Annotated in this window: 16 protein-coding genes; 10 read left to right on the plus strand and 6 right to left on the minus strand. The window is 55.1% G+C overall.

Annotated features, from left to right (window positions below; genetic code table 11):
- Window positions 1-140 precede the first annotated feature (140 nt).
- Window positions 141-1,082 carry a tRNA epoxyqueuosine(34) reductase QueG gene (gene queG / locus GEI7407_RS10510; protein WP_015172135.1) on the minus strand — a complete coding sequence of 314 codons (942 nt, stop codon included), beginning with the start codon at window positions 1,080-1,082 and terminating at the stop codon, window positions 141-143.
- 105 nt (window positions 1,083-1,187) lie between these two features.
- Between queG and GEI7407_RS10515 the strand changes: the two genes are divergently transcribed.
- From GEI7407_RS10515 to GEI7407_RS10530, 4 genes are all read left to right on the plus strand, one after another.
- Window positions 1,188-1,610 carry a nuclear transport factor 2 family protein gene (locus GEI7407_RS10515; RefSeq protein WP_015172136.1) on the plus strand — a complete coding sequence of 141 codons (423 nt, stop codon included), beginning with the start codon at window positions 1,188-1,190 and terminating at the stop codon, window positions 1,608-1,610.
- 68 nt (window positions 1,611-1,678) lie between these two features.
- Window positions 1,679-3,001: a cytosine deaminase gene (gene codA, locus GEI7407_RS10520; RefSeq protein WP_015172137.1), complete on the plus strand. Its 1,323-nt coding sequence runs from the start codon at window positions 1,679-1,681 to the stop codon at window positions 2,999-3,001.
- Window positions 3,002-3,257: 256 nt separating this feature from the next.
- Window positions 3,258-3,566 carry a carbon dioxide-concentrating mechanism protein CcmK gene (locus tag GEI7407_RS10525; protein WP_015172138.1) on the plus strand — a complete coding sequence of 103 codons (309 nt, stop codon included), beginning with the start codon at window positions 3,258-3,260 and terminating at the stop codon, window positions 3,564-3,566.
- Between the two features lie 73 nt (window positions 3,567-3,639).
- A complete protein-coding gene (locus tag GEI7407_RS10530; protein ID WP_015172139.1) occupies window positions 3,640-3,990 on the plus strand; it encodes a carbon dioxide-concentrating mechanism protein CcmK in 351 nt (116 codons plus the stop codon).
- 86 nt (window positions 3,991-4,076) lie between these two features.
- Here the strand turns inward: GEI7407_RS10530 and hetR are convergent, their stop codons facing one another.
- The gene (hetR, locus tag GEI7407_RS10535) at window positions 4,077-5,000 is read right to left on the minus strand and encodes a heterocyst differentiation master regulator HetR (RefSeq protein WP_041268935.1); all 924 of its coding nucleotides are present in this window, start codon (window positions 4,998-5,000) and stop codon (window positions 4,077-4,079) included.
- A 549-nt stretch (window positions 5,001-5,549) separates the two neighbouring features.
- Window positions 5,550-5,729, minus strand: a complete 180-nt coding sequence (locus tag GEI7407_RS21040) for a hypothetical protein (RefSeq protein ID WP_015172141.1) — start codon at window positions 5,727-5,729, stop codon at window positions 5,550-5,552.
- Between the two features lie 358 nt (window positions 5,730-6,087).
- On the opposite strand from GEI7407_RS21040, the gene GEI7407_RS10545 reads away from it, so the two are divergent.
- Complete coding sequence (locus GEI7407_RS10545; RefSeq protein ID WP_015172142.1) at window positions 6,088-7,320, plus strand: RNA-guided endonuclease TnpB family protein; 1,233 nt, start codon at window positions 6,088-6,090, stop codon at window positions 7,318-7,320.
- 7 nt (window positions 7,321-7,327) lie between these two features.
- Here the strand turns inward: GEI7407_RS10545 and GEI7407_RS10550 are convergent, their stop codons facing one another.
- Window positions 7,328-8,458 carry an ATP-dependent 6-phosphofructokinase gene (locus tag GEI7407_RS10550; RefSeq protein ID WP_015172143.1) on the minus strand — a complete coding sequence of 377 codons (1,131 nt, stop codon included), beginning with the start codon at window positions 8,456-8,458 and terminating at the stop codon, window positions 7,328-7,330.
- A gap of 172 nt (window positions 8,459-8,630) precedes the next feature.
- Here GEI7407_RS10550 and era point away from each other — a divergent pair, with 172 nt between their 5' ends.
- The 3 genes from era to GEI7407_RS10565 all read left to right on the plus strand — a co-directional run bounded on the left by era (window position 8,631) and on the right by GEI7407_RS10565 (window position 12,561).
- Window positions 8,631-9,590, plus strand: a complete 960-nt coding sequence (gene era / locus GEI7407_RS10555) for a GTPase Era (RefSeq protein WP_015172144.1) — start codon at window positions 8,631-8,633, stop codon at window positions 9,588-9,590.
- Window positions 9,591-9,763: 173 nt separating this feature from the next.
- Window positions 9,764-10,528 carry a carbonic anhydrase gene (locus tag GEI7407_RS10560; RefSeq protein WP_015172145.1) on the plus strand — a complete coding sequence of 255 codons (765 nt, stop codon included), beginning with the start codon at window positions 9,764-9,766 and terminating at the stop codon, window positions 10,526-10,528.
- Window positions 10,529-11,214: 686 nt separating this feature from the next.
- On the plus strand, window positions 11,215-12,561 hold the full coding sequence (locus GEI7407_RS10565) for a glycosyltransferase (RefSeq protein WP_015172146.1): 1,347 nt from the start codon (window positions 11,215-11,217) through the stop codon (window positions 12,559-12,561).
- Here GEI7407_RS10565 and aroB read toward each other — a convergent pair.
- Window positions 12,553-13,668: a 3-dehydroquinate synthase gene (gene aroB / locus GEI7407_RS10570; RefSeq protein WP_015172147.1), complete on the minus strand. Its 1,116-nt coding sequence runs from the start codon at window positions 13,666-13,668 to the stop codon at window positions 12,553-12,555. The two genes, GEI7407_RS10565 and aroB, sit on opposite strands and share 9 nt — an antisense overlap.
- A gap of 182 nt (window positions 13,669-13,850) precedes the next feature.
- Here aroB and GEI7407_RS10575 point away from each other — a divergent pair, with 182 nt between their 5' ends.
- The gene (locus GEI7407_RS10575) at window positions 13,851-13,946 is read left to right on the plus strand and encodes a cytochrome b6-f complex subunit PetL (RefSeq protein ID WP_015172148.1); all 96 of its coding nucleotides are present in this window, start codon (window positions 13,851-13,853) and stop codon (window positions 13,944-13,946) included.
- A gap of 282 nt (window positions 13,947-14,228) precedes the next feature.
- Window positions 14,229-14,861, plus strand: coding sequence for a DUF1361 domain-containing protein (locus GEI7407_RS10580; RefSeq protein ID WP_015172149.1), 633 nt, complete (start codon window positions 14,229-14,231; stop codon window positions 14,859-14,861).
- A gap of 160 nt (window positions 14,862-15,021) precedes the next feature.
- On the opposite strand, the gene GEI7407_RS10585 is transcribed toward GEI7407_RS10580, so the two are convergent.
- Window positions 15,022-16,758, minus strand: coding sequence for an RNA-directed DNA polymerase (locus GEI7407_RS10585; protein ID WP_223294411.1), 1,737 nt, complete (start codon window positions 16,756-16,758; stop codon window positions 15,022-15,024).
- Between the last annotated feature and the right edge of the window lie 192 nt (window positions 16,759-16,950).

Consider the following 16,950-nt stretch of genomic DNA (forward strand, 5'->3'; position numbering starts at 1 on the left):
AATTACAGCAGGTTTCGCGGAGGTTCACCACTGCGCCTTGCTGGGGCTGGATTGGCTGGCGATCGGCGATCGCAGCACCCCTATCCTGGCAAAAAATTGCGGGTCTGGCGCGGAAGATTCCTTAAAGGATTGCGGGAAGCTCAAGAATCCGCGATCGCCGGGAGGCTGGCTTGGGCATTGCGCCGCAGCATTTCCGGCTTGATGCGCCGGAGGGCGGAGGCAGGAAATCGCGCTTGCCAATCGTCCTCGGAGATCTGAGCCAGTTCTGCCAGGGTCGGCCCTACATTCCAGGAATAGGGTTGGAAATCCTCTATATCTGATGGTTTTGCGAAGCGTTGGTTCCAGGGACACACGTCTTGGCAGATGTCGCACCCAGCGACCCACCCCTGGAGGTGGGAGGCGATCGCCTCGGGCAGGGCGGGGCTGCGATTTTCGATGGTGTGGTAGGCGATGCAGCGGTTGGCGTCGACGACGAAGGGCGCGGCGATCGCCCCGGTAGGGCAGGCCTGCAAGCAGCGATCGCAGGTGCCGCAGTGGTCCGTGTGCGGTTTATCCGGCTCCAGCACTAAGTTTGTGACGATTTCGCCCAGAAACACCCAAGAGCCGTACTCACGGGTGATCACATTGCCGTTTTTGCCGATCCAGCCCAGGCCTGCCCGCTGAGCCCAGACCTTGTCCTGGACGGGGCCGGTGTCCACGTAGTAGCGAGCTTCGACCTCTGGCGCTTGGTCTTGGAGCCAGAGGGTCAGGGCCTTGAGGCGGCGCTGGAGCACCCGGTGGTAGTCGCGGCCCCAGCCGTAGCGAGAGATTTTGGCGTACTCAGGGCCCTGGGGGCGCGGGTGGGGGGTGTAGTAGTTGAGGGCCAGACAAATCAGCGATCGCGCGCTGGGGAGGACTTGGGTGATGTCTTGGCGGCGCGGATCGGCCATCCAGGCCATATCCGCCTGATAGCCCTGCTCCAGCCACGCCTGGAGACGCGCTTCGGCCCCGTCTTGCCAGGGGCCGACGGGCGCGATACCGACTTTGTGAAATCCCAGACGCTGGGCCTGGTCTTTGATCTGAGCTGCGGTGAGTGTGCCCACGCTGATTTCTTCCTTCTCGCCTAGCCAAATTCTCCCCCCAGAAGCAGGTGTCTGAGCAAGGGGGTGGCCTACAGTGGGGGCGTTGTTTGTCCAGAGGCCGCCCGCGTGACCCAGTCCCTTGTCCCCCAGCAGCCGGTGACCCAGCCGCTCTCGGCGGTCGCCTCCCAGTTTCCGGTGATCCAGCAGTACTTTGACGCGCTTAATGGGGAAACTTACCCGGAGGCGGCCAGCCTGTTTGAGGAGGCTGGGGTGCTGCGAGCGCCCTTTGAGCAGCCAGTGCAGGGCCGCGAGGCGATCGCCGCCTACCTGAGCCAGGAAGCCCGAGGCATGGTCCTTCAGCCGGATCAGGGAACTGTCGCCTCCACAGCTTACGGCGCTGAAATCACCATCCAGGGCAAGGTTCAAACGCGCCTGTTCAAGGTGAATGTGGCCTGGATCTTTGAGGTGGTCTCTGCCAGGAGCGCCCTAGCCTCAGTCCAGGTCAAGCTCCTCGCCTCGCCCCAGGAGCTGCTGAAGCTGCGCCGTTAGCGGGCGAATTTGTCACAATGGGCACCAGGGCGACTCTGATGTAAACTTTTGGCCCTGGGAGTCACGCTATGACCTCTTGTGATCTGTTGCTGCGCCGCTGTCGCCTGTTATCCCCCGCCCCGTCGGTAGCAGTAGAAGAAGTCGAGATCGCGATCGCCGATGGCAAGCTGGTGGCGATTGCCCCCCGCCTGGACTACACAGCCTCCCAAGAGCTTGACTTGCAGGGACGCTTGGTCAGTCCTCCTTTTGTGGAATCCCACATTCACCTCGACTCGGCGATGACCGTGGGCGAGCCCCGCTGGAACCTCAGCGGCACCCTATTTGAGGGCATCGAGATTTGGGGCGAGCGCAAGCGGCACCTGTCCGCCGAAGAAATCCGAGAGCGGGCGATCGCCACCCTCCGCCAGCAAGCTGCCCAAGGCGTTCTGTTTGTTCGCTCCCACGTGGACGTCAGCGAGCCCAGCCTGACCGCGCTCCACGCGCTGCTGGCCGTGCGCGAGCAAGTCCAGGACTGGATCACCCTGCAACTGGTCGCCTTTCCCCAAGACGGCTTCTACGGCAGTCCGCGCAACGTCGAGCTGATCGAAGAGGCCCTAAGGCTAGGGACCGACGCGGTGGGGGGCATTCCTCACTACGAGTTCACCCGCGAAGACGGCGTCAACTCCGTTCATCGGATCTTTGAGCTGGCCCAAAAATATGATCGCCTGATCGACATCCACTGCGACGAAACCGATGACGATCAGTCCCGATTTCTCGAAGTTGTGGCCGCCTGCGCCCTGCGCTCGGGCCTGGGCGATCGCGTCACCGCCAGCCACACCACCGCCTTTGGCTCCTACAACAACGCCTACGCCACCAAGCTGCTGGGCCTCGTCGGGCGATCGCGCCTCAACTTCGTTGCCAATCCCTTGATCAACCTCACCCTCCAGGGCCGCGCCGACACCTACCCCAAGCGGCGGGGCCTCACTCGGGTCAAGGAGCTCTGGCAGCACGGCCTCAACGTCAGCCTCGGCTATGACTGCATCCAGGACCCCTGGTATCCCCTGGGCACCGGCAACATGCTCGATGTCGCCCACATGGCCCTGCACGCCTGCCACATGACCGGCACCAGCGAGATCGACGCCTGCTATGACATGGTCACCTGGAACGGCGCCAAGACGCTGCATTTGGGCGATCGCTACGGCCTCGAGGTCGGCAAACCCGCCAACCTGATTGCCCTAGACGCCCGCGATCGCTTTGATGCCCTGGGTCGGCGGCCCGTCGTCACCCACGTGATCTCTCGCGGTCGCCTGCTCGTGGAAACCACGCCCCCCGTCACCCACTGGCACAGCGGCCCATCCGGGGGCGATCGCCCCTCGCCTAGCGCCCATGAGAATCTTCGGATTCCACAGTAAGAATGATGGGCAAGTCGACCAACCAGAGTCTTCGAATTCCTCAATCGGCTGGTGGAGAAAGAAGACTTCTTCCCCTTTATTTGGAATCTGCCAACCAGAATCTTCAGATTCTCTAGTCAGGCTAATAGGACAAAGAAGATTTCCTCATCTTTTTCGGAATCCGCCGACCAGAATCTTCGGATTCCCCAGTAGTGCTGGGACCGTAAACCCTCGTACAATAAGCAGTCGTGCCTTCCGTTGATCGAGGAGATCTTCTATGCCCGTTGCCGTTGGCGTCATCCAAACCATCGGCTTCCCAGCCATCCTGGCAGCTGCCGACGCCATGGTGAAAGCCGGACGCGTTACGCTCGTCTCCTACGACATCGCCGAAAGCGGTCACTTTTTTATCGCCATTCGAGGCAGTATCTCCGAGGTCAAGCCCGCCATGGAGGCCGGAATTCGGGCCGCCGAGGAAGTCTTTGGAGGAGAAGTGGTCACCCACTATACCGTCCCCAACCCTCCCGAAAACCTCGAAAGCGTCTTACCGATCAGCTACACCGAAGAAGTCGAAATGTTCCGGCTGTAGCCGATCCCGTCCGCGCAGCCCCCAGACTGCGTAAAATACTTGCACATGTCAGAAACAAGGCAGGAGAAACACAATGCCAGCCGCGGTTGGAGCAATTGAAACAAAAGGTTTTCCAGGAATTTTGGCAGCCGCCGACGCCATGGTGAAAGCCGGACGCGTCACGCTGGTTGGGTATATCCGCGTGGGAAGTGCCCGATTCACCGTTCTGATTCGGGGCGATGTCTCCGAAGTCAAGCAAGCCATGGACGCTGGGATTGACGCCGTCGAGAAGACCTTCGGCGCCGCCCTCGAGTCCTGGGTGATCATCCCCCGGCCCCACGAAAACGTGGTCTGCGTCCTGCCCATCGACTACAACGAAAAAGTGGAGCAGTTCCGCCTGGAAGTCGAGGGCATCAGCGTCCCTCGTCTGGGCAGCAACACCTAGGATTCAAGCACCCTTGCAACACAAAAGCCCCAGGCGAAGAACCTGGGGCTTTTGTTATAAATCTTGGGACCGGGGCAGGGCCAGCATTAGAAATCCGCAGCACTCAAGTCCGACTCATCCGGCTTGCCCACCACCATCTGGACCACCATCGGCTGACCACCAGGCTGATGATAGCGATCGGCCCAGGCCCGAATCACCTCATCGAGCTCTTCTAGCGCCTGATCGATCCGCTCCTCTGGGACATCCAGCTCTTCTAGCACCCGCATCACCTGGTCTTCTTTATCCGCCCAGGCCCGCATCAGCCGAAAATAGCGCGCCGTATCCTCGACCATGATGAACGTGCGCTCTTCTTCGTCAGCCGGAGAGTAGGAGGAGCGCGTCAGCGCGTAGAAAGGCATGCCCCAAGGCGAATCAATCCGGGTCACGGTACCCGAGTACAGCAGCCGCCGCTTGATATGCTCGGCAAGGGCCTCACTGAGCGGCAGACGGCGCTCCGCTGGCACATCTTCCTGCGATCGCGCGTGCAAAAACTCAATCAGCTCCAAAAACTGGAACGAGTTAATGAGCTGAGCATCCGGCAGCAGCGAGGGCAGCTTTTCCTCGATTTGCCGCTTTTCTTCGGAGGTGAGGCTGGTGCCCGGAATCCGGGGACGTCCCGGCATCCAGGGGTACTGCTCTAGCCACACATAGGGAAACTGAATCAAATAGCGCGGCTCCTGGGAGCCCAGCATCTTTAGGAGTTTGCCTTCCGTCAGGGCCTGCCGAACTTCCTCAACAATGACCTTGACCCGTTTAGGCTCGATGTGGTGCAGATGCCCCGTCATGCGGAGGTTTTGGCCCTGCTCCAGGTAGGTCATGTAGATGGCGCACTTGGCCGCCGTCGCGGCTGCATCCAAAAAAGCACCATGGCGATGACCACCAGTGCGCATTGCGCTGAATGCCAGATAAAGCATGATCTGATCCATTGCGCTAGGGCTGAGGCGTTTGATCAGATCGATGTCATTGGTCATCATTAGAATGTTGTGACTCAGGCTTGCTACACAATCTTCGAAAAAAAACACACTTGCTGCTGACAGCAATGTCCCCTAGATGCAAGAACCAACTAGGTGTAGAACATTGAAATCAGCAGAAGTACAGCACATCTAGATTAAAGCACTCAATTTGACGATGTATAAGGGGTAATTGCGGTTTTCCGCTAAATAGCGACTTGAGAATCCGCAATTCTTACGGAAATAAAGATGTACCTAATCTAACTTAATTTTTCCTTTGAAACTGCCAATTCGCAGCAAACTTCGATTCACTTTGAACATCAATCAGACAACAACAGCTCCACTCTGCAAAGTGCGAGTGGAGCTGTTGGAAGAGCGATCGCGAACCAAGCTGAATCACCCAGAAGCTGGAAGGACTGAGACCTATTTTGTAAGTAAGCGGCCTAGAGAAATGTTGCGAATTTGACTAAACATGGTGACATCGAGCTGACCCTAGGTTCAACCTCAGCATCCATACCGAAAGATTTAAGAGACTCTAGGTGGCTAATAGCCGCAGTCCACCGGCGATCGCTAGCTTAGGGCCAGATAGTGAGACGGGGTCGAGGAGCTGACGCGGCCGCTGCCGCGGTGGTCCATTTGCTCCGAATCAGTCGAAGCAGTGAGGGACCGACGACCTTCGGGCTGCCAAGGAGCCAAAACTGTAAGCAGCAGCAGGAGGCTCGACAGGGCGATGGTAGCGTGAGTGCTCATGGGAAGAGGTCCGTAGCAGAGTTTCTATTCCCTGTTACGGATCTTCTCGATGGTCATCAGGACAAAACCAAAAACCCCCAGCACTGGTTTGCCCGATGACAGCAAGAGAATACTGGGTCTCCGGGCAAAACGCAATGCGTGCGATCGCTTTAGCTAGTTCAGCCAGAAGCCTCAAGTCCATAATCTCTGATTTGGCGTGAGAGGAAGGCGCGTTCATGGCGGGGCAGTCAGTGAACCATGTTTGACGCGAGAGGCGACCAGCCCCGTCATGAACCCCCTCTTCTGCCCCAAGTCAGAAAGTCCTACTCTCCAGCTCAGGGAACGGATGCTGAAAAATCGCACCCAGTAAAATGCTCAAATGAGAACTGCCTACCAGTACCGATTGCGTCCAACCTCCAGTCAAGTCGCCTTGATGAGCGAATGGCTGGAACTCTTGCGCAGACAGTACAACTACCGTCTCGGTGAGCGGTTCTCTTGGTACGAGCAAAACCGCTGTGATATCAACGCTTGCCCGCTAATTTGCCACTTGCCAGAACTGCGAGAGAATCCCGACTTCTACTCCCAAAAACGAGACCTGGTGAACTCCAAAGCTCTGTTTCCGGAGTACCAGCAGATTCATTCTCAAGTGCTGCAAGACTGCATTGGCCGGGTGAAGAAGACCTTTGACCGCTGGCTCAAAGGAGACTGCAACGGCAAGCGAAGCGGCAAGCCTCGGTTTAAGGGAGTAAACCGATATCGCTCATTTACTTTCCCGCAAGTTAAACAGGACTGTATCCAAGGCAAACAGATCAACCTGCCCAAGATTGGCTGGGTGAAGCTGATCCAGCATCGCCCCTTACCAGAAGGGTTCAAGATCAAGACCGCCACCGTCAGCTACAAAGTCGATGGCTGGTACGTGACTCTCAGCCTAGAGGATTCATCAATCCCCGTTCTCACTCCCGACATCCCCAATACTGAGAACACGACTGGAATTGATCTGGGCTTGAAGTCGTTCCTAGTGGACGACTCAGGGAAAGAGGAACCCATCCCCCAGCACTACCGAAAAGCTGAAAAGCGTCTGAAGCGGTTGCAGCGCAGTCTATCGAGAAAGAAGAAGGGGTCGAATCGCCGGAAGAAGGCGGTTAAACGCGTTGCCAAGGCGCATCTAAAAGTCTCGAATCAGCGCAAGGACTTTCACCACAAAGTCGCAAACAAGCTTTTATCCAAAGGGAAGCATGTCGCCCATGAAAAGCTGAATATTCGAGGTATTGCGAGAACGCGACTCGCAAAATCGACCCAGGATGCTGGCTGGGGCCAGTTCCTACAAATTCTGGCAATCAAGGCTGAAAGAGCCGGGTTGTGGACGATTGCGGTGAATCCCAGCGGTACGTCTCAGAACTGCTCTGGTTGCGGGGTCAAGGTGCCAAAAACACTTCAGGACAGGGTTCACGCCTGTCCTGAGTGCGGGCTGACGATTGACCGTGACCACGATGCAGCGATCAACATCAAGTATTTGGCGGTAGGGCATTCCGTCAATAAAGCTCAGGAAACGCCCGATGGGTTGCCAGGGGTCACTGAGAAGCCGACACCGGATACGTCAGTATCGGTGTAGGAGTATGTCACGCGACAGACTCGGCGACCACTTCGGCAGAGCGATCGTCCGGGATCTCATCCCCAAAGCAAATTCCCACGCCCCGCGCCGTCTTCACCAGCGTGCCGTCGGGCTCGACGGCGCAGTAGCGCGAGATCGCCTCGGAGATCGGCACCCCGATAACCTGGCGCTGCTGCCACGTCACCATGTGGTCAAACCGCCCCTCGGCGATCAGATCCACCGCCGCCACCCCAAAGGCCGTCGCCAGCAGCCGATCGAGGGGAGACGGCGTGCCGCCTCGCTGGGTATGGCCCAGGACCGTCACCCGCGTTTCGGCGCCCGTGACGCGACAGAGCTGCTCTGAGAGGTACTGGCCGATGCCGCCAAAGCGACACTGGCCCGCCGGATCGGTGCAGACCACCGGCTGGTTGGTTTCGGTGCGCACCGCCTCCGCCACCACGACGATGGCGTATTTCTTGCCGCGCTCCTGCTGGAGCCGAATAGCCTGGGCGATGTTGTCGAGGGTGTAGGGAATCTCGGGAATCAAGATGATGTCTGCGCCCCCGGCGATGCCTGCGCTGACCGCGATGTGGCCAGCGTCGCGGCCCATGACCTCGACGATCATCACGCGGTTGTGGCTGGCGGCGGTGAAGTGGAGGCGATCGATCGCTTCGGTGGCAATATTCACCGCCGTGTCAAAGCCGATGGACCGCTCGGTGATGCCCACATCGTTGTCAATGGTCTTGGGGATGGCTACGAAGTTGAGGCCGCCCTGGCGAGCGATCCGCTGCAAAATGGCCAAGCTACCGTCCCCGCCAATGCCGATGAAGGCGTCTAGGCCGAGCTCGCGGTAGCCGTCGATGATGTCCTGGGAGCGATCGCCCAAGGTGCCGTCGGGCATCGGAAAAGCAAACGGATTGCCCTTGTTGGTGGTCCCCAGCATCGTGCCTCCAGCCGTCAGCAAATGATCGACCAGAGCCGGTTCCAAAATCTGGGCCGCTGGCGGGCGGCACATCAGGCCCTGGGTGGCCTGACGAATCCCCAGCACTTGCCAGCCGTAGGTGCCGGTGGCGCGATGCACCACCGCTCGAATGGCGGCATTGAGGCCAGCGCAGTCACCGCCACTGGTGAGAATACCGATGCGCTTTAGTGTTTCCATAGGAGGTTTCTAGAATAGGGCGTATGGAGGTCAGAGCCTCGACTAGACTGAATCAGGGGAGCTTTGGCTCGGGGCGCGATCGCCCACCTTCTGGATCAGGCACAAACCGCAACGCTGGCAGCGCCTGGACACCAGAGGCTTCTCGACACCATAAGGACGCATAGCAACGACGATGACAGAGCATGAGAATGAGTTTTTGGGCCTAGGAGAATCGATGATTCCCATGGCTCCCGAAGGGTTTCGGGCCGGTTTCGTCGGATTGGTGGGACGTCCAAATGTGGGGAAGTCAACGCTGATGAACCAAATGGTGGGTCAAAAAATTGCCATCACCTCCCCCGTTGCTCAAACAACGCGCAATCGACTGCGGGGCATTTTGACGACGCCCCAGGCCCAGATGATTTTTGTGGACACACCGGGAATTCATAAACCCCACCATCGGCTGGGAGAAGTGCTGGTGCAAAATGCCCAAATTGCCATCCAGTCTGTCGATGTCCTGTTGTTTGTGGTTGATGGCTCCGTGGCGGCAGGCAGCGGCGATCGCTACATCGAAGAGTTGATCGCCCAGAAAGGACAAGGGGTAACGGTGATCGTTGGACTCAACAAGATTGACCAGCAGCCATCAGAAAGTGAAGCGATTGATCACTCTTATTATTCCCTTGCCCAGGCCCACGGTTGGCCCATCGTGAAATTTTCAGCCCTAACGGGTCAAGGCCTCGATAAGCTTCAAGAATTATTAATCAATCACCTAGAGCCCGGGCCTTACTACTACCCGCCGGACCTCGTCACCGACCAGCCCGAGCGCTTCATCATGGGAGAGCTGATTCGCGAGCAGATTCTGCTGCACACCCGCGAAGAGGTGCCCCACTCGGTGGCGATCGCCATTGATATGGTGACCGAAGAAGATGCCCTAACCCGCGTGCTGGCCACCATTCACGTCGAGCGTCCCTCCCAAAAGGGCATCGTCATCGGCAAAGGCGGCGCCATGCTCAAAACCATCGGCTCGGCGGCCCGCCAGCAAATTCAGAAGCTGATCGAAGGCAAGGTCTATCTGGAGCTGTTCGTCAAAGTGCAGCCCAAATGGCGGCAATCGCGGCTGCGCCTCTCAGAACTGGGCTACCGGGTCGAAGAATAGGCTCGACTGATTTGTTTTTCCTATCGCGATCGCCCAAAAAATTAAACTGTTTGCCGCTATCCCATAGAGTCCTCCTTTGCCGACAATAGACAAGGGATCGATCGCTTCGGTGGCGGCAAGGGTAAATTTCTCCGGATCCCCTGGTTTCATCTCTCTTAGTAGGCCGCTTGGTCATGGAAAAACTCATTAAAGGGCTGCAAGATTTCCGGCTCGGATATTTCACAGCCCATCAGGCACTGTTCGAAGAGCTCTCCCAAGGGCAAAACCCCCGGGTCCTGTTCATCACCTGCTCGGACTCGCGGGTCGACCCGAACCTGATCACCCAGGCCCAGCCCGGAGAACTCTTCGTGATCCGCAACGCCGGGAATATCGTGCCTCCTTTCGGAGCCGCCAACGGGGGAGAGGGAGCCGCCATCGAGTATGCCGTGCATCACCTCGACATTGATCAAGTGATCATCTGCGGCCACTCCCACTGCGGCGCGATGAAAGGCCTGCTGAAGGTGGAGGCGCTCAAGGCAAGCATGCCCCTGGTTTACGACTGGCTGAAGCACACCGAGGCCACGCGGGTCCTACTAAACGAAAACTACAGCCACCTGTCGGGCGAAGAGCTGCTGGAGGTGGCGATCGCCGAGAACCTCCTCACCCAGGTTGAGAACCTGCGGACCTACCCCTCCATTCGCTCCAAGATCCACCAGGGACGACTCACGATCGCCACCTGGATCTACCACATCGAAACCGGCGAGGTCCTGGCCTACGACCCAGCCAGCCATGGCTTTGTGCCGCCCCGCAGCAGCATTGGAGATGTCGCCGCCCAGGAGCGTCTCCCCCATGCGATCCCCACCACCGTCTCTTTCTCGACGCCTCCGAGCCCCAGCCGCTCGGCCCGCCTCTCTCCCGATCAGTGGGAACGCATCTATCGGGGCTCAGGAACCCGCTAGATGCGCCTGAGCGCTCTCCCCGTGGCGACTTGACGGGTTCTCTTCCACGGCTGCCCAGAGAGAAATTCCTATCTCAAAAGCTTTTGGCCCCTCTTCCCGGTCGGGAAGGGGGGTTTTTGCTGTGTGGGGGCTTGGGCTAGGCGGGCTAGCGAGATTCCCACGGGTACGGCTAGTGCTTTTTCCTGCTCCGGTCTACGCAATTACCGTATCCGTAGCGATCGCTTTTTATAAAGCTTCTATGAAGATGAAGCCGAACTTTATAAGCAAAAGATAAAACAATATTCTTATTTAGATAGAAAAATTAAGCTAGCCTTGTGAATTTCTAGGCTCTAGATTGCTGCTGAAATTTTAGAGAATTGACGATTTTTTTAGACGATTTTATTTTTTCTATCAAGAACTCTGATGTTCTCTACCTAATAGATGAAACGCTCGACTTTTAGGTGACGAGATTCGCTAAAGCTAAGACATCAAGCTTTAGAATTCTGAACCATCATACAGGGCAAGATAGCCAGCATTCAGAATTCTTGTAATCATACTTAAAAGACACAATTAACGATTGCTTGGACAGCGCAAAAATTTTTGCCGTTCAGGTAAACCTGGGCAAAGCAGCGCTGATATCAAAGCGTTAGAAGATTCAGAATTTTTGACGTGCAGGATTCACTTATTGCTGAGGGATGGAGACTTCCATGATCCAAGGGCATAGGCCTCGCATTTGTATTTCTCTGTTGGGCAGCTTGGCTGAAGGGCGATCGCCCCACTGGTCTCGAACCGCGCCGATTTTGCCCTACCTGGCCGAGGACTTTGATCTGACGGTGCTGTGGGATGTTCAGCCAGAGCGAACCTGGAGCGATCGCTCGTTTCATAGCGATCGCACGCTCTTCTCAGGCGAGCCCAAGGGGGCAAAAAACGCCGCTGCTAAGGCCAAAGCATCCTTTCAAAGGGCCAGACTTGAGGCAAAGTATCGTCGCCAGCTTCAGCAGTTTGCCAACCAAAATTCTGAGCAGTTTGACCTCATTGTGGAGCGAGACTGGCTCTGGCGCGGGCTAGTGGCTGAGGCTTTCCAAGCGATCCAGTGTCCCACTCTCGCTGAGGTTCATCAGGGCGTCGAGAGCGCTTCTATCGTCCCGCTAGCCCGTTCTAGCAAAATTCTCGACTGGTTCAAGGCGCGGCATCAGCCCCAATCCCAGAACCCGCTACCAGCGAAGGGTTGGGAGTCAGCAACGGGGATTTTGGTGTCGTCGGTGCAGGCGCGGCGGGCTGTGCAGAAACAGGACCCATTGACCGCTTCAAAACCTATTCACGTTGTCTCAGATGGGGTGGACTTTGACAGTTTCAAGGTGCGCGATCGCCTTTCGTGTCGGCTTGATCTCGGTCTCCCGGAAAGCACGTACGTCCTTACGTACGTTAGCCAGCTTGACGACTTCCAGGAAGCGGCTCCTCTGATCGAAGCTCTGGGGCGATCGCGGCCCGCCCAGGCGGTGCTGCACGTGGTGGGAGACGGCGCAGCCCGCCCAGCCCTGGAGAAACTGGCCCAGGACTATGGGTCCGCCGTGGTGTTTCACGGGGAACTGCCAGCCGCCGATGCCGCTCGCTACATGGCCGCCGCCGATCTGTGCCTCGCGCCCCAGAGCGCCGACGCTGGCTGGCCGACGGCTAGCCAGACGCTGCGGGAGGCGCTGGCGTGCGGTCGGCCCGTGGTCAGCACCCCCGAGGATGTGCTGGCGCCGGACCTGGAGGCCCGAGGATGGGGCTGGCCGGTGGAAAACAGCGTGGCGGCCTACAGCCGATTTTTCTGCGCGCTGCCGAGCCGCGATCGCCTCCACGCCATGGCCGATCGCCTGGAAGACAACGTGCGCCGGGGCCAGCTCCAAGCTCAGGGAATTTTGCTGAGCTGGCGGGAGGTGGCAGAGCAATACAAGCGGATTTTTTGGGACAGTTTGCTGCCCGCCGCCAGCAAATTCGCCAGTGGCCAGGAAGCCGTCTGCGCAGGGTTCCCAGGGCGCAGATCGGCCTCGGTAAGGCGATCAGCGTAGCGCTTCGAGGACGGGCCGCAGGACCTCGCGGGTGACCTGGTCGGTGATCTCGGCTTTGCCGAGGCCCTGGGGCAGCGCGAACCGCACTTTACCAGCTTTGACTTTTTTGTCGGCGGTCAAGGACTCCAGCACGGCGTCCAGGTCGAGCTCGGCGGGCAATCGGGTCGGCAGGCCCGCTTTTTCGATCAGGCGCTGCTGGCGATCGCACGCGTCCTGAGACCACCAGCCCAGGCGGACCGCCACTTCCCCAGCGGCCACCATGCCGATAGCGACGGCTTCGCCGTGGTTGACCTGGGTGTAGCCGGTCAGGCTCTCGACGGCGTGGCCCACCGTGTGGCCATAGTTGAGAATGGCCCGCAGGTTGCCCTCCCGCTCGTCCTGGGCGACCACGTCTGCCTTGGCCTGGGCGGAGTGGGTCAAGATCATTTGCAGCAGATCGTCGCTCAGGTGCTCGATGGCATCAAGGCGATCGCAGGCTTCGAGGGCCTCAAACAGGCCCTGATCCCAAATCACGCCGTACTTGATCACTTCGGCCATGGCCGCCCGAAACTCTCGCACCGGCAGCGATCGCAGCACCTGGGGATCGATCAGCACCAGGCTGGGCTGATGAAACGCACCAATCAGGTTTTTGCCCTGGGGATGGTTCACGCCGGTTTTGCCGCCGATGGAGGCATCCACCATGGCCAGCAGGGTGGTGGGCACCTGCACCACGGCCAGTCCGCGCATCCAGGTCGCCGCCGCAAAGCCTGTCATATCCCCAATCACGCCACCCCCCAGGGCCACCAAGCAGGAAGAGCGCTCCAGGCGGTGGGCCAAGGCCGCATCATAAATCGTCTGGAGGGTTTCAAGGGTCTTGTGCTGCTCGCCGTCGGGCACCAGGTGATGGGCCACCTCGAAGCCAGCCTGCTCCAGGGAGGCGATCGCCCGCTGACCGTAGTGGCCAAACACGACCGGATTGGACACGAGCAGGACTTTTTTGCCCAGCTTGAGGGGGGCCGCCGCCTCTGCTTCGCCCGTCATCCAGGCCCCCAGGTAGTCGAGGCCGCCGGGCGCAATCACAATGTTGTAAGCCCGCTGGGGCAAGGGAACCGTAATGACAGATTTCATGGTGCACACACCGCAAAAACAACAGCCTTTTCATCAGCCTATCGAGTTTGGTGCGTTTCAGGAATGCCCGAATTCTCGGGGATTTTCGGACGTGGGCGATCGCGCGAACTTCCCCAGGCGGGCTGTATTCGACCCCGGCAAATGATTCAATAGTTCTGTTAGCTAGTGTTAGGGAAACCTGTATGTCCGGAATTATCACCTACTTCCTGTTCTTCGGCGCCATGATCGGTGTGGCCGTGACCCTGTTCTTTGGCCTGCGCGCTGTCAAGCTGATCTAGGTTGCTTTTGGGTGAAGGCGTTCGGTCAGAACGTCTTCACACCTAGCTGCTGCCAAATTGAGTTCTCACCAGATTTATTTCACCAGACTTATTTTCGATTCGCTCCAGATTCGTCCCTAGGGATGAGGTTCCAAGGCAGCTCTTGCGCTGTGATATTGCCTGTTTTGTATGGCTCTCTTGACGCTAGCGGAATTCCTGCTGCTGGTGGTGAAGTCGCCTCTTTGAGCCGCTCTCTTCGGCCCAAGCCCTCTATTCGGCGATCGCAGTAAGCAACCAAACCCTATGGAATCGATTCTCGGTGATGCCCTCCAGTCCTTTGACCGCCACAGCGGCTGGATTGTCTGGAATCTCTTTCTCGCTTTTATCCCTCTCGCGCTGAGCTTTTGGCTCTATCGACGCCGCAGCGATCGGCGATCGCCCTTTTGGTGGCTCGGCTTCTTGGTATTCATCGCCTTTTTGCCCAATGCGCCCTATCTCCTCACCGACATCATTCACCTGATTCGCGTGGTGCGCTCTGGCTACTCTGCCTGGATCGTCACTCTTATTTTTATTCCGCTCCATCTTTTCGCAATTCTCAGCGGCTTCGAGGCCTACGTTATCTCTTTGATCAATCAGCGACACTATCTGCGCCGCCAGGGCGCTAAACCCTATATTCTCGCCTCTGAGCTGCTGACCCACGGCCTATGCGCCATCGGCGTTTACCTGGGCCGCTTTCGCCGCTTCAACAGCTGGGACTTTGTGACCGATCCGGGCAATATCCTCCTGAGCGCCCTCGATGACCTGACCACCAAGCGTCCTCTCTTTGTCATTGTGATTATCTTTGTGGTGATCTCAATTCTCTACTGGATTTTCAAAGAGATTACCCTCGGCCTGGTTCTGCGCTTCCGCTATGCCCACCTAGACGAAGATTGTTAAATCTTGCCATTGAGAAAAATTTGAGGATTTTTTTAATAATTGACATAAGAAGACAAAGCTTCCTATGTCAATTTTCACCAATCAGACAAAGAGTAACTATCTACTTTCAGGCAAAAATTTTCATAAACAATCTTGACTTTCATGATGAATATAAAAATATTTAAATTTTTAGATTTTGCAAATACCATAGGTAGATAGGATCTTTGATTCTATTTAACAATTCATTTTTTAATGATTTAAGATTCAAGGAGTCAATTGTTTCGGAGTTTAAAATATCAATCAAAATCAAAAATTTGCTTAGAGGATATAGCTCGCTCTTGGATTGATGCAGTATATACAAAATATCACCTTTTGAAAGAGGCCTTGCTCTAATTTCATTCAAGTTGTATAAAATTCTTAAAGATTCTAATTGTCCGGTCTCTGAGAATATTTTTTCCATATCCTTATACTTTGAATCTCTAATTCTTGGAATAGTTGCTGCAACCTGCCTAGAAAGAAATCCAGAGTATTTCCAGACATTGACATTGGCATCTAAAATTTTGCACAATTCTGATTCACTACCATATTTTGCCAGCAACCAAATACTTGAAAGTAAGTGAGATGATGAGCGATTTGAAATTTTAATTGCTAAAGAAACGATTTTATTTTTAATTAGAGAATTAGGCGTTATTTTCCACTCCACAAGAAGCTTTGCAACCGAAAATGGAGCAACATCATCTAAGCAGTGATAGCTTTCCAGAAAATTTTCTAGGTGATGAAATCGCTTCTCACTAACTCCTAGACTGGCATAATAGCGGAGTATATTTTCTCTCAAGCCTGGACTGCTCTCAAGTAAATCAGGAACATATTCTTCTAAAAATTCATCTTTGGTCTTGCATGAAATGGTGAAATATCGCTTGTAGACCTTCTCCCATCTACCAGCATTAGATAAATCTAGAAATTTTTTAAATCTACCTCGAACCTTTCTCTTTTCATCTTCAATATTTAGTTCTTTTTCTAAGTGTTCATTTATTCGTTTCGACATAATGGTCAGATATCTATTTTCATTTGGAAGAAAGTATTTTTTCGCATCTTCCGAGGACAAAATTTTTGTTTTCCCTAAATTCAATCTAAGACCTCTTGTAAGCAACAGTTCATCAAGCCCTCTCAAAACTTTTTTCGCTGACTCTATATCTTGGACTCCAAAATCAATGTCATCCATCCAGCGAACAAAATTTCCATCAGTCTCTCCATCAAGATATTTATCTATCTCAAACAAAAAAGCATGGGCTAACAATCGTGGAGCATCAAAATTAATCTGCGGCAATCCGATACCTGACAATGGTAAATAGTCAGGTTTCCACATAAAAAAGTCGAGCATAAAAAACAGAAAATCCAGCAAGCATTCATCAAACCTTGCGTAGCTTGCTAAGACATTTCTCAGGCGATCAAATGAAATGGTATCAAAATAATTAGCCACATCAGTGACAACTACGTAGTTGAAGGAAGTAGAAAACTCATAGATTTTTTTCTGAAATTCGGGCCACAACTCCCACCATTGATAGGAAAAGGAATCATCTATATCCTCTTCTGTTTTAAGGTTGCTATGACTTCTACTATAAAAAGCTTTTGGAGAAGGCTGGTTATTTTTAATATGGGAAGAAAGACGCTCAACAAGAGTCTGCAAAACTACTGCGTCACTTGGAGCTGGTATTTGAATATGTCTACAGACACCATATTTTTTCTCGAGTCTGATCACATGGGGGGGTTTAGGCCTATACTCATGCCGTAGAATTTGATCCCTAATAACTAAATTAAGAGCGGCATAGTTTCTCTGATAGTCAAAGTAATCATGCAAGCACAGTAAATTTTGATTTCTCATGCCTTGTTTAACGATTTTTCGCCAAACTTTATTCATTAATCCTGGCTCAAAACAAGTCTCCAGAGTTAAAATTCTTTCAGTAAATCTGGGCGTGCTTATTGGAGACATAGTTAACAAATTGATTTTTGAGAAGACTTTTTTATTGTAATTTATTTAAAGAAATCTGCAAGACCAACTCAAATTAACTACATCTAATATTTAAATTTTCATGTTGATTTTAAATATTGA

Origin of the sequence: Geitlerinema sp. PCC 7407 (genome assembly GCF_000317045.1) — a bacterium.
Lineage (GTDB): Bacteria > Cyanobacteriota > Cyanobacteriia > PCC-7407 > PCC-7407 > PCC-7407.